The organism is Streptomyces millisiae (assembly GCF_031845425.1).
Classification (GTDB): domain Bacteria; phylum Actinomycetota; class Actinomycetes; order Streptomycetales; family Streptomycetaceae; genus Streptomyces; species Streptomyces millisiae.
Map to the genome: position 1 here is coordinate 88,805 of NZ_JAVREM010000014.1, position 14,430 is coordinate 103,234.

The window sequence follows — 14,430 nt, forward strand, 5'->3', positions numbered from 1 at the left end:
TCCCATGGCGAAGACCGAGATGCCCACGATGCGCAGCCGTCGACTCGGGAACGAGCTTCGACGACTACGCGAAGCCGCGGGGCTGACCATGGGCGACGCGGCCCGCGAACTCCAGAGCGGGCAGCCCAAGATCAGCAAGATCGAGGCCGGTCTGCAGGGCATCCGCCCACTCGACCTCGACCATCTGATGACGCTCTACGGCGTCGAGAGTGAGAAGGACCGGCAGAACCTCAAGCGCCTCGCGGCAAAGCTCCGCACCCGCGACTGGTGGACGGCCCAGGGCCCGTTGCTGCACAACGACCTCCGCGACTACCTGACGCTGGAAGCCGACAGTTCGCTGATCCGAACCTACGAGAACCAGGTCGTCCCCGGGCTGTTGCAGACCGAGGAGTACATGAGCGAGATCTTCCGGCACCAGCGCACGGAGCAGGACGCCAAGGTGATGCGGGAGACCCGCCGCAAGCGGCAGGAACTCCTGGAGAACCGGCAGGTGCGACTGCGAGCGGTGCTTGACGTCACGGTGCTGCACTCCGTGGTCGGCTCGGCGCGAACGATGGCCGAGCAGTTGGAGCACCTGCTGACGCTGAGCAAGCGCCGCAACGTGAACATCCAGGTCCTGCCGCTGCGGCGGTCTCTTCCGCCCGACCAGTACACGCCATACTCAGTCCTCACTATGAAGGGCGCCCCACCCGCCGACTACGTGTGGCTTGAGCACCTGTCCGCGAGTACGTTGCTGGAGCAGGAGCGGGACGTGCAGCGGTACTTGCGGGCATGGGACGATCACACCGCTGCGGCGATGTCACCCGCAGACTCCAGGACGCACATCGAAGCGCTCATGGAGGAGTACTCCCGGCAGGCATAGGGGCGAGGAATGACAGCTCAGCGCGAGGCGGCCGGCGCGCGGTGGCACGTCAGTAGCTACAGCAACAGCGGTAACAACTGCCTGGAGCATGGCCGCTTGGCCGATGGCACGCAGATCGTCCGGGACACCAAGGACCGGGCCCGCGCCGCCCTGGTGCTCACGCCCGGTGCCTGGCGGGGGTTCGTCGACGCGGCGCGGGCCGGGGCGTTCGGCCGGGAGGGGTGAGTCCCGTGCCGTACCGCGTCGGGGAGACGGCCCTGTTGGTCGTGGTGGAGGCGGCCGAGCCGGTGGTCGGGGGGTGGCGGCGGCGGTTCGACCGGTCGGCGGCGGCCGGGGTGCCGGCGCATGTGACGGTGCTGGTGCCGTTCCTGGACGTGGCCCGGATCGATGACGGAGTGCTCGGGGAGCTGCGGCAACTGTTCGCCGCGCACCGACCGTTCGATGTCCGGTTCGAAGGGTTCGGGCGATTTCCCGACGTGTTGTATCTCGCGCCGGAGCCGGCAGGCCCGGTGCGGGCGCTGACCGAGGCCGTGGTGGCGCGGTGGCCCGAAGTCCCGCCGTACGGCGGCGCGTTCGCGGAGGTCGTGCCGCATCTGACCGTCGCGCACGGTCAGGTGGAGGACGTGTACCGGGAGGCGGAGGCCGCGCTGGCCGGGCGGCTGCCGCTCGGCGCCAGCGTCCACGCGGTCGAGCTCTGGGGCAGCGACGGGGACCGTTGGCGACGACGGGCCCGTTTTCCCCTGCTCGCGGCTCGTTGACATGGGCGCGGCAAGCGCTTACCTTGTCGGCACGCTCTAGAAAGCGCTTGCGCCCCGAAGGTGTGGGACCACCTTCCGGCGCGCGCGGAGTCGCCCCTTCGCCCCCACGGAAGGGAACAACCTGTGCGCATTCCCACGAAGTTATCCCTCGGAACCATCCTCTTCGCGGCCGTGGCCGCGCTCCTGCCCCCCACCGCCGGCGCCGCCCCCGGCGCGCTCGCCGTCGCCGACGGGTTCGCCTCCGTCGACGCGCTGGGACAGGACGGCACGACCGGCGGCGCGGGCGGGGCCACCGTGACGGCCACCACCGCAGCGCAGTTCCTGGACTACATCGCCCGTCCCGAGCCGCTGATCGTACAGGTCAGCGGCGTGATCACGCTGCCGACCGGTGACAGCGACGGGATGCACGACGTGGCCTCGGACAAGACCATCGTCGGCCTGGGCAGCACGGCGCGGCTGACCGGCGGCGGGCTGAACATCGGCCTGCCGGTGGACGACGACACCACCTCGCCGCCCGCGAACGCCGTGCACAACGTGATCATCCGCAACATCGCGTTCGACGGCGCCACCGACGACCTGATCAATGTGCAGATGTTCTCGCACCACGTCTGGATCGACCACAACGACTTCTCGAACGGCGACGACGGCGCGGTGGACATCAAGCGCGGTTCGGACTACGTCACCGTCTCCTGGAACCGCTTTCACGACCACGACAAGACGTCGCTCGTCGGGCACGACGACGAGAACGCCGCGCAGGACACCGGCCGGCTGCGGGTGACGTACCACCACAACTACTTCGACGCCTCCGACCAGCGCAATCCGCGGGTCCGCTTCGGCGAGGTGCACGTCTACAACAACTACTACCGCGACAGCAGTTACGGCGTGGCCTCGACGATGAACGCCGGCGTGACGCTGGAGGGCAACTACTTCTTCAGCGTCAACAACCCGGCCCGGGTGGACTTCAGCGGCGATCTCGGGCGCCTCGTCCAGCGCGACAACATCCTCGTGGACTGCAACCACGAGATCGAGACGCGCGGCACCGTCACCGCCCCGAGCCAGTCCTACGCCTACACCGCAGACCCCGCCTCCACCGTGCCCACCGTCGTCCCCGCCGGGGCCGGCGTCGGGAAGATCTGACGAGCCGAGGAGAACCGCCATGAGCACGCAGGACTTCGCACGCCGTCCCTCGATCAGCCGGCGCGGGCTGCTGGCCGGCACGGCCGCGACCGCCGCCGCACTCGCCACCGGGGCCGCGACGACCGGCACGGCACACGCCGCACCGCGGACGTTCGCCTCGACGCCCGACGGCTTCGCCTCGGTCAACGCCCTCGGCCAGAACGGCACCACGGGCGGTGCCGGGGCGCCGGTGGTGACGGTCAGCGACGCCGACACCTTCCTGGACTACTGCGACCGCAACGAGCCCTACACGATCCAGGTGCAGGGCACCATCAACATCACCAGCAAGCAGGCGCTGCGGTCCAACAAGACCGTCGTCGGCCTGGGGGCGAACGCCACCATCGCCGGCGGCGGCCTGGACATGTACCGCCGGCAGAACGTGATCATCCGCAACCTCCGCTTCGTCGGCGCCGAGGACGACGCGATCAGCGTGCAGCAGGACTCGCACCACATCTGGATCGACCACTGCTACTTCGCCGACGGACTCGACGGCGCCATCGACATCGTCCGGGCCGCCGACTACATCACGGTGTCCTGGAACCACTTCGACGGCTTCGACAAGTCGATCCTCATCGGCCACTCCGACGGGAACGCCAGCCAGGACACCGGCAAGCTGCGGGTGACGTTCCACCACAACTACTTCGACGGCAGCCGGCAGCGCCACCCGCGGGTGCGGTTCGCCGAGCCGGTCCACGTCTACAACAACTACTTCCGGAACAACGCGCTCTACGGCGTGGCCTCGACGGAGAACGCGGGCGTGCTGGTGGAGGCCAACTACTTCGAGAACGTGCCCCACCCCGTCTACTCCGGCTACGACGAGAGCGGCCCGGGACGGGTCGTCGAGCGCGACAACGTGTACGCGGGCAGCGGCACGCCCCAGACCCTCGGCACGGTCGTGGAGCCCCGCACCTACTACGCGTACACCCCGGACAACCCGTCGACGCTGCCCAGCACGGTCCCGGCCGGCGTGGGCACCGGGAAGATCTGAGGAGCGACGCGATGAAGGACCACCGTTCCCCGATCAGCCGGCGCGGGCTGCTCGCCGGCACCGCCGCGACCGCCGCCGCACTCGCCACCGCCAACGTCACGACGGGTACGGCACACGCCGCGCGGCGGACGTTCGCCTCGACGGCCGACGGCTTCGCCTCCGTCAACGCCCTCGGCCAGAACGGCACCACCGGCGGCGTCGCGGGACCCACCGTCACGGTGACCAACGGCACGGACCTGGCGAGCCTCGCCGGCGCCAACACGCCCTATGTGATCCTGGTGTCCGGCCGCGTCCAGGTGGACGACATGGTGACCGTGGTCGCCAACAAGTCGATCATCGGCGTCGGTTCGACGGCGGAGATCACCGGCGGCGGGCTCCAGCTCGGCTCCACCACCCGCCCCGGCAACAACGTCGTCATCCGCAACCTCCGCTTCACCGGCGCCTCGGACGACTCGGTCAGCGTCACCAACTCGGCCCACCACGTGTGGATCGACCACTGCGACTTCTCCGACGGCTACGACGGCCTGCTCGACATCAAGCGGCAGTCCGACTACGTCACCGTCTCCTGGAACCACTTCCACAGCCACAGCAAGACCTGCCTGGTCGGGCACTCCGACAGCTACACCGCCGACCGCGGCAGGCTGCGCGTCACGTACCACCACAACTTCTTCGACGGCACCGAGCAGCGGCACCCGCGGGTGCGGTTCGCCGAGCCCGTGCACGTCTACAACAACTACTACCGGAACAACGCGCTCTACGGCGTGGCCTCGACCGAGGACGCCGGCGTGCTGGTGGAGGCCAACTACTTCGAGAACGTGCCCCACCCCGTCTACTCCGGCTACGACGAGAGCGGCCCGGGACGCGTGGTGGAACGGAACAACGTGTACGTGAACTCGGGCACGCCCCAGACCCTGGGGACCGTGGTCGAGCCGCGCACCTACTACTCCTACACGCCCGACGACCCGCGCACCCTGCCGTCCACCGTGCCGGCCGGCGTGGGCGTCGGCAGGATCTGAGCGGCGGAGGTTCACGATGAGGCTCACGATGAGACTGAACGTCCTCGCGGCGGCGGCCGTCGCCACGCTGGCCCTCTCCGGGGCCACGCCGGCGACCGACTCGTCCGGCCGGCAGACGGCTTCCGACGTGGCGGCCGAGGCGGCTCCGACCGGCTTCGCGTCCGTCAACGCCTGGGGTCAGAACGGCACCACCGGCGGTGCCGGCGGGCCGACGGTCACCGTGTCGACGGCGGCCGACCTGATCGCCGAGATCCGCGCCGAGGGGCCACGGATCGTGCAGGTGAACGGCATGATCACGCTGCCCGACGGGATGTACGACATCAGCTCCGACAAGACCGTCATCGGGCTCGGCGCCGACTCGGGCATCACCGGCGGCGGCTTCAACATCGGCCTGCCGGCGGACGACTCCGTCACCTCGCCGCCCGCGAACGCGGTGCACAACATCATCATCCGGAACCTGAACTTCCGGGACGCCAGCGACGACTCGATCAACGTCCAGATGTTCAGCCACCACATCTGGATCGACCACAACGACCTGGCCCAGGGCTACGACGGACTGATCGACATCAAGCGCGGCGCCAGCTACATCACCGTCTCCTGGAACCACACCCACGACCACACCAAGAACATGTTGCTCGGCCACGACGACGACAACGCGGCCCAGGACACCGGTCGGTTGAAGGTCACCTACCACCACAACTGGTACGACCGGACGCCGCAACGCAACCCCCGCGTCCGCTTCGGCGAGCCGGTGCACATCTACAACAACTACTACCACCGCAACTCCGACACCGGCCCGGCCTGCCAGGCGGACTCCGGCTGCTGGATCGAGGGCAACTACTTCGAGGACGTCGAGGAGCCCATGACCAACAGCTACTCGGGACCCGACGGCCGGATCGTGGAGCGGAACAACGTCTTCGTCGGCGAGGAGGCCGGCGAACCGGTCGTCGGCGGCTCGGTCGAGAACCCGGCGACGTACTACTCCTACACGCTGGACAACGCGGCGGACGTCAGAACCATCGTGACGAACGGTGCCGGGACCGGTCGGATCGGCATCTGAACTACAGTGGCCGTGGGCCGTGACTGGCGCTGAGGTGGAGCACCACCGGGGAGCGGCCCCCGGAACGGGTTGATGCCGTGCGCCTGGGCGTTGTCGTCACGATGCTCGGGAGCACGGCATGCCCCATGTACACACCGCGGAACTGATGGACGGCACGGCGTTGGCCAGGCGGGTGCTGGCGGAGACGGCCGACCGGGCCGCCACGCTCACCCGGCGCACGGGCGTCGCGCCCTGCCTGGCCACCGTGCTGGTCGGCGAGGACCCGGCCTCCGTCACCTACGTCCGGATGAAGCGCGCCCGGTGCGCCAAGGTCGGCATCACCTCACGGCACGTCCCGCTGCCGGCCACGACCACCACCGCCCAGCTCGTCGAGACCATCGAGGGTCTTTCGCGGGACCCCGACGTGCACGGCATCCTGCTCCAGCACCCGGCGGGGCCCGGCATCGACGAGCGGGCCGCGTTCGAGGCCATCGCGCCGGAGAAGGACGTCGACGGCGTCACGACGCACTCCTTCGCCGCGATGAGCTTCGGCCTGCCGGGCTTCGTCTCGTGCACACCGGGCGGCATCATGCGGCTGCTCGACGCGTACGACGTCGACCTCGCCGGGAAGCGGGCGGTCGTCGTCGGCCGCAGCGCCATCCTCGGCCGGCCGGTCGGCATGCTGCTGCTGGCCCGCGACGCCACGGTGACGTACTGCCACTCCCGTACGGAGGACCTGTCCTCGGTGGTACGGGAGGCCGACGTCCTGGTCGCGGCGGTCGGCCGCCCAAGGCTCATCCGCGGCCAGGACATCAGGCCGGGCGCGGTCGTGGTGGACGCGGGGTACAACGCGGGGAACGTCGGCGACATCGACGCGGAGGGCGCGCTGGGCCGGGCGAGTCTGATCACCCCCGTGCCGGGCGGCGTCGGGCCGATGACGATCGCCGTCCTGCTGTCCCAGACCGTGGACGCGGCGACCGCCCAACTGGGCCTGGTGCCGTGAGCGGGGACGGGCCACGGGCGCCGCTCGCCCCGGCGCCGGTCGCGGCACCGGTCGCGGCATGAAAGCGCGGTGAAAGCCCCCGCCGCCAGATTTGGCTCTCGGAACCGGAGACGGAGACGAGACAACACGGCGTGGAGGTAGTCATGAACCGACGCACAGCGGGTACCACCCCATCCCCCGGCCCTCGGCCGCCGCGCACGGCGAGGCGCAAGCGCGTCGTCCTCGCGGCCACCGCGCTCGCGCTGGCCGGCACGCTGGCGCTGCCGGCGTCGGGGGCGGCCGCCGCGGGGGAGGTCGGCGCCGCGGCCTACTCCTGTGCCAACGCCGAGTTCGACAACGGGCGCTGGTACTACGGCTACTACAGCGGGATGACCGCCATCCCGTCCACCACGGGGGTCACGTCCTCGGGCATCGAGGCGCAGTGCTCGCTCCGGCGGGCCAGCGCGGACCTCGGGCGTTCGGACATGAACCCCGGCACCGTCGACGGCATCTTCGGATCGAACTCGCAGAACGCCATGCGGGCGCTCCAGCGGTGGGTGAACAGCACCTTCGGCAGCGGGACCGTGGGGGTGGACGGCCTGCCGGGCCCCGAGTCCTGGCCCTACCTGCGGATGTGGCACTGACGCACCGGGCGACGGAGTGCGGGGCCGGGGCTGATGCCCCGGCCCCGCACCTCAGGGGGTGATCGGTGTTCCTACCGGCTCACAGCGGCGGGTAGGCGTTGTCCAGGAGCTCCTGGAACTGCGCGGAGAACCAGTGGCCGGAGAGCGGGGCGTCCGGGAGGGCGCCCGAGGGGTTGTTGTTGTTGCGCGGGTTGCCCTGGTAGGTCGGGTCGCACATCCGGTCGAAGCCCTTGCCCTCGTCGTTGGGGATCTCCCGGCTGGCGCCGTCGGACTCACCCGGGGGCTTGATCCAGACGTAGGCGTCGATACCGGAGGCGGGGGCCGCCGTCGGGCGCTCGCCCAGGCCGGCGCCGGCCTGGTTGCACCAGTTGCCGGCGTGGATGCGGCCGTCGACGCGGCTGCCCTCGACGTAGGCGTTCACGTCGGTGCGCGGGCCGGGCCCGGTGGGCCGGTCGGAACCGCCCCAGCCGTTACGGGAGGTGTCGATCAGCATCCCGATGTTGGAGTTGAAGCCGGTGCTCACCAACTCCTGGCGGAAGGCCTGCGCGAAGGACTGGTTGTCGACGTAGCGGTTCCAGTCCACCCACTCCGACTGCCGCACCGGGGTGCCGTTGATCGAGTCGTTGATCGAGTAGTACGGCTCGGTCGTCGGGCCGTAGTTGGCCGTGTTGACGATGAAGCCCGTCACGTCGTCGACCGTCGCCTCGCCGTGCGTGGCGGTCTGGTGGAAGAGGTCCGCCGAGGCGCCGAAGTTGTCGTCCCAGCCGATCCAGCCGTAGTGGCCGGCGTCGATGTAGTTGTAGACGTTGCCGACCGAGCCCAGCTCCGACAGCGCGTACGAGACGCCCTCGACGTAGTTGCCGTTGGCCTTCATCGTGTCGCACTGCGGCGTGGCCGTCGGGCGCGGGCTGACGTTGGTGACGAGGTTCGGCAGCGAGTCGATCTCGATCACCGCGGAGACCCGCAGGTTCGCCTCGTTCTCGTACTCCCGCAGGATGTCGGCGATGACGTCGATGTACTCGGTCTTGTAGCGGTCGATCTCCGTCGGGCCCAGCTCGCCGTTGGAGGCGAGCGCCGAACAGTCGCGACCCGGCAGGTTGTAGATCACGACCTGGAACACCAGCGGCGAACCGCCGGCCTGCTCCACGGCCTCGTCGAGGTGGTCACGCAGGCCCATGCCGCCGTTGACGCCCTCGATGGCGGCGATCCGGTCCAGCCAGACGCCGGTGGGCTCGTTCGCTATCGCCGAGCCGCCCGGCTCGGCGGCGGCGCGGGCCGACCACTCCGGGTTCACGTACACGTCGGCGCCGACGTACGGGTTGTCCACGCGCGCCAGGGTCCCGGGGTCGTCGTTCGCCGAGGCCATGCCGAGCGTGCTGAGCGTGATGGCGAAGGCGCCGGCCAGGGCGCCGGCCGCGAACGCCGAGCGGCGTGCGCGTCGCCGGTGTGGGGGGTGTTCTGTGCGGCTCATCGCTGCTCTTCCTCCAGTTATTCGCTGGTTGTTTCGCGGTGCGTCGATGCCGCCGGACGCGGCGGGGGCGCCGCGCGACGGAACGTCGTGACGTCATGGATGCCGGCCATCGCGGTCGCCGTGCCGGTGTTCGGGCAGGGCGACGCGGCCCGGTGGGCGCGAGCACGCCGGCGGCCGGCGGCCGGCCGACGAGGGCGCCACGGTCGCTAACGGAAACGTCTCCCGGGGCCTCGCGGCGGTGCCACGCGGGGCCGGACCCGGCCGGGGCGGCCGCGCGGGACCGGCGGCCGGCGGACCGGACCGCCGCGGGCGTCCGGATGGTGGTGGGGGTGGCTGTGGGGGTTCGTGTGGGGGATGTGGGGGTGCATTCGGAGCGACTCCGGTTCGTCCGGCGCGCCGTCCTCGACGCCTGACAGCTTGGGACCGCTCCCACTGGTTGAAGGGACCGTAGGCCATTCGACCCCTTCCCGCCAAGGGGGCGTTCGAGAATTGACCGCTGACCTGCCCTGAAACAGGCAGTTTCGTCAAGGGGGTTGACGCCTGCAATCAATGCCTCAATCCTTGGGAGCGCTCCCACTGGCGTCCTCTGAGGGCACTTTCCGTGTGTGCGCCACCCCACGGCGCGCGCGCAGCTCCTCACCCCCCACGAGCCGCGAGGAGGCGCGATGCGGATCCCACGTGGATCAGCGAGCACCACCCCCACAAGAGCCAGAAAGCGAGCGCGCAGGGCCAGGCAACGACTGTGGTTGACCGGCGCCCTCGCCCTGTCCATGCCCCTGGGCCTGACGGCCACCGCCGGCGGCGCCAGCGCGGACGAGCCTCGGCTGCTCCAGTTCGAGCAGGAGTTCCTGGAGCTCTACGAGAAGATCAAGGATCCGGCGAACGGGTACTTCTCCGACGAGGGGATTCCGTACCACTCGGTGGAGACGCTGATCGTCGAGGCGCCGGACCACGGGCACGAGACCACGTCCGAGGCCTACTCCTATCTGATCTGGCTGGAGGCCCAGTACGGTCAGGTGACCGGCGACTGGGGCCCCTTCAACGATGCCTGGGATCTGATGGAGGAGTACATGATCCCGGACAGCAGCGAACAGCCGACGACCAGTTTCTACAACGCCTCGTCACCGGCCACGTACGCGCCCGAGTCAACCAACCCGGCCGACTACCCGGCGCCGCTCGACCCCGGCGTCCGGGTGGGCTCCGACCCGTTGGCGGCCGAGCTGCGGTCGACGTACGGGACGAGTGACATCTACGGGATGCACTGGATCCAGGACGTGGACGACGTCTACGGCTACGGCGACGTCTGCGGCGGGAACAGCGGCGACCCGACGTTCATCAACACCTTCCAGCGAGGTGCGCAGGAGTCCACCTGGGAGACCGTTCCGCACCCCTCGTGCGAGGACTTCTCCTACGGCGGTGACAACGGCTACCTCGACCTGTTCACCGGGGACAGCTCCTACGCCCGCCAGTGGCGTTACACCAACGCCCCGGACGCCGACGCCCGTGCCGTGCAGGCCGCCTACTGGGCCAACCAGTGGGCCAGCGAGCAGGGCAACGCGGCCCAGGTGGCCGACACCGTGGAGCGCGCTTCCCGGATGGGCGACTACCTGCGGTACGCGCAGTACGACAAGTACTTCAAGCAGGTCGGGAACTGTGTGGGTGCCTCGTCGTGCCCGGCGGGGAGCGGCAAGAACAGCTCCCACCGGCTGCTGTCCTGGTACTACGCGTGGGGCGGCGCGCTGGACACCTCGGCCGGCTGGTCCTGGCGGATCGGCTCCAGCTTCGCGCACTTCGGCTACCAGAACCCGATGGCGGCCTACGCGTTGAGCGAGGACCCGGCCCTGCGGCCCAACTCGGCGACCGGTGCCTCGGACTGGGCGGCGAGCCTGGACCGGCAGGTGGAGTTCTACCGGTGGCTGCAGTCCGCGGAGGGCGCGATCGCCGGTGGCGCGACGAACAGTTGGGAGGGCCACTACGGCACCCCGCCGTCCGGCACCCCGACGTTCTACGGCATGTACTACGACCCGCAGCCGGTCTACCACGACCCGCCGTCCAACCAGTGGTTCGGCTTCCAGGCCTGGTCCATGCAGCGCCTGGCCGAGTACTACTACGAGTCCGACGACCAGCTCGCCGGCCAGGTCCTCGACAAGTGGGTCGACTGGGTGCTGGACAACGTCACCGTCGGGACGGGCGGGGACTTCCAGATCCCCTCCACCCTGGCCTGGTCGGGCGCGCCCGACACGTGGAACGCCGCCAACCCGGGCGCGAACAACAACCTCCACGTCCGCGTCGTCGACTACACCCAGGACGTCGGCATCACCGGCTCCCTGGCCAACACCCTCTCCTACTACGCGGCCGCCAGCGGCGACACGGCGGCTCAGGAGACGGCGGCCGGGCTGCTGGAGGCCCTGACGGCCAACTCGGACGACCTCGGGGTGGCGGTGCCGGAGACCCGGGCGGACTACAACCGGTTCGACGACGAGATCTACATCCCCAGCGGCTGGCAGGGCACCATGCCCAACGGGGACACGATCGAGCCGGGTTCGACCTTCGAGTCGATCCGCTCCTTCTACCAGGACGACCCCAACTACCCGCAGGTGGAGGAGTACCTGAACGGCGGCCCCGCGCCGACGTTCACCTACCACCGCTTCTGGGCCCAGGCCGACATCGCCATCGCCCTCTCCACCTACACCTCGCTCTTCGGGGACGAGGCGTAGCACCGCTTTCCCCACCTTCCCCGACGAGGGCCCCGGTCGATGTCGACCGGGGCCCTCCCGCGTGCGGCGAGGCGCCACGGGCCGGTACTCCGCGGGGAGTAGCGGCCGACCGCGCTCGGCGGATGCCGGGGGCGGGGCCGGGACGGAGACTGGCCGGGCCCGCCAGGTGTGACGAAAGGCAAGCCGTGCGCCCTCTCAGCGACTCCGCCGCCCACCTCCCCCTCACCCGCAGGTCGTGCCTGGCCGCGCTGGCCGGCGCGGCCGCGCTCGCCGCGGCGCCCTCGGCGGCCGCCGCGCCGCGCCCGCCACGGGCCGTGCGTGAGACGGCGGTCGGCGAGCGGCTCGTCGACCTGTCGTTCGACTCTCCGGCGCTCGGCGGCCGGGGCCGGGTGCGGCTGCTCACCCCGGCCGGGTGGGCGCGGCGCCGGGCCGGCGACCGGTGGCCGGTGCTGTGGCTGCTGCCCGGCGGGGACGGCGACCACCTGACGTGGACGGTGGACTTCGGCGTCCAGGACCTGCCGGAGCTGCGGGACGTGTTGGTGGTGATGCCGGACATGCCGCTGTACGGCTTCTACACCGACTGGTGGAACCACGGCGCCGGCGGTCCGCCGCGTGTCGAGTCGTACCACCTGCGGGAGGTGCTGCCGCTGGTCGAGGAGCGGTACGGAGCCGGTGGGCGCCGGGTGGCCGCCGGGCTCTCCCAGGGTGGGTTCGGCGCGCTGTCCTACGCCGCCCGACATCCCGGGCTCTTCCGGGCCGCGGCCAGCTACAGCGGCTTCGTCCACCCCAGCCGCCATCCGCGGGCGGTGCGCGCCGGGATGACCTACCTGGGCATGGACTGGCTCGCGCTCTGGGGCGATCCCGAACTCCAGGCCGACGTCTGGCGCGGCCACGATCCCGGCCACCACGTCGAGCGGCTCGCCGCCGTGCCCCTCTATCTGTCCTGCGGCGACGGCCGACTCGGGCCGCTCGACCCGCCGGGCACCGAGCCGGACGAGGAGATCCCCGGGCTCGAGGACCCGGAGGAGCCGTTCCCCGAGGACGTGTACTCGCCCACCGAGGCCGTGATGCTCGCGGAGAACCTGGTCCTCGCCGACCGGCTGCGCGCCGCGGGCGCCGAGCTGACGACGCACTTCCACTCCGGCACCCACTCCCCTCCCTACTGGGGTCGCGAGCTGCGCGCCTCCCTCCCGATGCTGCTCGGCGCCCTGCACGGCAGTGACCGGGCCGTCACGCGGCTCCCCGCCTGACCAGCACCACGGCCACCCCGCGCGCCGCGAGCACCACGACGGCCGCCAGCACGCTGCCGGCCGCCCAGATCACCAGGGCGGGCCAGGCGAGGCCGAGTTGGGAGAGCGTGCCCTGCCGGTGCATGGCCGCGCCGACCAGGTCGGTCAGCCATATGAACAGCAGGACGGGCAGCGCGTACGGCAGCAGCCGCGGCGCCGTGCGCCACCAGGCCCGGGCCGCCGCCCGCCGCGCCCAGCGCCCGGACCGCACCACGCCCAGCGTCGCGAGACCGAGGGCGAGCAGCGTGAGGGCGCCCAGCACGAGATCGGCGGTCATCGAGAACGGCCGGGTGACGGACGGGGTGCGGCCCTCGGCGAGCTCGACCAGGCCGTCGACGATCAGCTGGGCGTCGTCCCCGGAGAGCATCCCGGTGTTGGTCACGACGGCGATGCCCGTGCCGCTCTCCGGGAGCAGCGTCTGCATCGCGTTGTGGGTGAGGAGCTGGCCGGTGTGCTCGATCCGCCGGGGCTCCTCGCCTGGCTGGCTGGTCCGCCAGCCCATGGCGTAGTCCTCACCCTCCGGAGGGGTGTGGGTGAGGGCTACGCCCTCGGCCGATATCACGCGCTCGCCGCGCTGCCCGACCAGCCAGCGGGCCAGGTCCTCGGCGGTGGAGACGACGCCGAAGCCGCCGGCCGTGAACCAGCGCGGGTGGGAACTCTCGAACACCATGCCGTAGGCGCGGACGTGGCCCCTGGCGTGGTCCGGCATGTCGTCGGTGGTGTCGACCGACACCGTGTCCGCCATGCCGAGCGGCCCGAACACCTCGTCCGCCAGGTACTCGGCGAACGGCCGGTCGGCGACCACCTCCACCAGCCGGCCGAGCACGGAGTAGTTGGGGTTGTGGTAGCTCCAGGCCGTGCCGGGGTCGGCAGCGAGCCTGGCCCCGCGCATCGCCGCGACCGCCTCCTCCAGGGTGTCCGGCTGCGGGCGCGTGAGGTCCGGGTAGGCGGAGTCGGCCATGCCCGAGGTCTGGTTGAGCAGCTGCCGGACGGTGATCCCGGCGGCCCGGGGGTCGGCCATGGTGAACTCCGGCAGGTAGCGCCGCACCGGCTGGTCCAGGTCGAGCGCGCCGGCCTCGGCGAGACGCACCACCGCGGTCGCCGTCATCGACTTGGAGAGCGAGGCCACCGGCAGCGGCGTCCGCGCGGTGATCTCGGCGCCGCCCGCCGTGTGCCCGTATCCGGCGGTGTGCACCACCTCGTCGCCCCTGGTCACCGCCACGGCGGCGCCCGGCAGGCCCGTCTCGTCCAGGTAGTCGGTCAGATAGCGGTCGATGGCGGCGGGGTCGAGCGTGGCGCCGGTCGCCTGGGCGGCGGCCTGTGCCGGGGCGGCCGGCCACCCGATGGCGAGGGCGGCGAGCGCCCCGCAGGTCAGGCGGCGGAGGGTGCGGATCAACATGTCAGCCATTCCAGCCGGCCGGCGGCGCCGGCACAGTCGCGCCAGTGCGAGAACCGGAGTAGTGCCAGCACTACCGCGCGGGCGCCGGG

Annotated in this window: 12 protein-coding genes, 1 pseudogene and 1 riboswitch; of the genes and pseudogenes, 11 read left to right on the forward strand and 2 right to left on the reverse strand. The window is 71.1% G+C overall.

All coding sequences use genetic code 11. From position 1 onward, the window contains the following. Window positions 1-4 precede the first annotated feature (4 nt). From RNC47_RS14425 to RNC47_RS14465, 9 genes are all read left to right on the forward strand, one after another. Complete coding sequence (locus tag RNC47_RS14425; protein WP_311598890.1) at window positions 5-862, forward strand: helix-turn-helix domain-containing protein; 858 nt, start codon at window positions 5-7, stop codon at window positions 860-862. A gap of 9 nt (window positions 863-871) precedes the next feature. Beyond that, window positions 872-1,087: a DUF397 domain-containing protein gene (locus RNC47_RS14430; protein WP_311598891.1), complete on the forward strand. Its 216-nt coding sequence runs from the start codon at window positions 872-874 to the stop codon at window positions 1,085-1,087. A gap of 5 nt (window positions 1,088-1,092) precedes the next feature. Continuing rightward, window positions 1,093-1,620 carry a 2'-5' RNA ligase family protein gene (locus RNC47_RS14435; protein ID WP_311598892.1) on the forward strand — a complete coding sequence of 176 codons (528 nt, stop codon included), beginning with the start codon at window positions 1,093-1,095 and terminating at the stop codon, window positions 1,618-1,620. 123 nt (window positions 1,621-1,743) lie between these two features. Beyond that, window positions 1,744-2,757, forward strand: coding sequence for a pectate lyase family protein (locus RNC47_RS14440; RefSeq protein WP_311598893.1), 1,014 nt, complete (start codon window positions 1,744-1,746; stop codon window positions 2,755-2,757). A gap of 19 nt (window positions 2,758-2,776) precedes the next feature. Beyond that, window positions 2,777-3,784, forward strand: coding sequence for a pectate lyase family protein (locus tag RNC47_RS14445; RefSeq protein WP_311598894.1), 1,008 nt, complete (start codon window positions 2,777-2,779; stop codon window positions 3,782-3,784). Between the two features lie 11 nt (window positions 3,785-3,795). After that, the gene (locus tag RNC47_RS14450; protein ID WP_311598895.1) at window positions 3,796-4,800 is read left to right on the forward strand and encodes a pectate lyase family protein; all 1,005 of its coding nucleotides are present in this window, start codon (window positions 3,796-3,798) and stop codon (window positions 4,798-4,800) included. 28 nt (window positions 4,801-4,828) lie between these two features. Further along, on the forward strand, window positions 4,829-5,860 hold the full coding sequence (locus RNC47_RS14455) for a pectate lyase family protein (protein WP_311598897.1): 1,032 nt from the start codon (window positions 4,829-4,831) through the stop codon (window positions 5,858-5,860). A gap of 9 nt (window positions 5,861-5,869) precedes the next feature. Beyond that, window positions 5,870-5,956, forward strand: a riboswitch (ZMP/ZTP riboswitch). Window positions 5,957-5,978: 22 nt separating this feature from the next. Then, window positions 5,979-6,842 (forward strand): bifunctional 5,10-methylenetetrahydrofolate dehydrogenase/5,10-methenyltetrahydrofolate cyclohydrolase, encoded by an 864-nt coding sequence (locus RNC47_RS14460; RefSeq protein ID WP_311598898.1) that lies wholly within the window; start codon window positions 5,979-5,981, stop codon window positions 6,840-6,842. Between the two features lie 143 nt (window positions 6,843-6,985). After that, window positions 6,986-7,465: a peptidoglycan-binding domain-containing protein gene (locus RNC47_RS14465; RefSeq protein WP_311598900.1), complete on the forward strand. Its 480-nt coding sequence runs from the start codon at window positions 6,986-6,988 to the stop codon at window positions 7,463-7,465. Between the two features lie 79 nt (window positions 7,466-7,544). Here the strand turns inward: RNC47_RS14465 and RNC47_RS14470 are convergent, their stop codons facing one another. Continuing rightward, on the reverse strand, window positions 7,545-8,936 hold the full coding sequence (locus tag RNC47_RS14470) for a glycoside hydrolase family 6 protein (RefSeq protein WP_311598901.1): 1,392 nt from the start codon (window positions 8,934-8,936) through the stop codon (window positions 7,545-7,547). 833 nt (window positions 8,937-9,769) lie between these two features. On the opposite strand from RNC47_RS14470, the pseudogene RNC47_RS14475 reads away from it, so the two are divergent. Both RNC47_RS14475 and RNC47_RS14480 read left to right on the forward strand, forming a co-directional pair. Beyond that, window positions 9,770-11,653 (forward strand): annotated as a pseudogene (locus RNC47_RS14475) (glycoside hydrolase family 48 protein); the annotation flags it as partial. A 185-nt stretch (window positions 11,654-11,838) separates the two neighbouring features. Beyond that, complete coding sequence (locus tag RNC47_RS14480; protein WP_311598902.1) at window positions 11,839-12,903, forward strand: alpha/beta hydrolase; 1,065 nt, start codon at window positions 11,839-11,841, stop codon at window positions 12,901-12,903. Here RNC47_RS14480 and RNC47_RS14485 read toward each other — a convergent pair. Further along, entirely contained in the window at window positions 12,884-14,341 is a 1,458-nt protein-coding gene (locus RNC47_RS14485) for a serine hydrolase domain-containing protein (protein WP_311598903.1), read from the reverse strand. The genes RNC47_RS14480 and RNC47_RS14485 overlap by 20 nt on opposite strands. Between the last annotated feature and the right edge of the window lie 89 nt (window positions 14,342-14,430).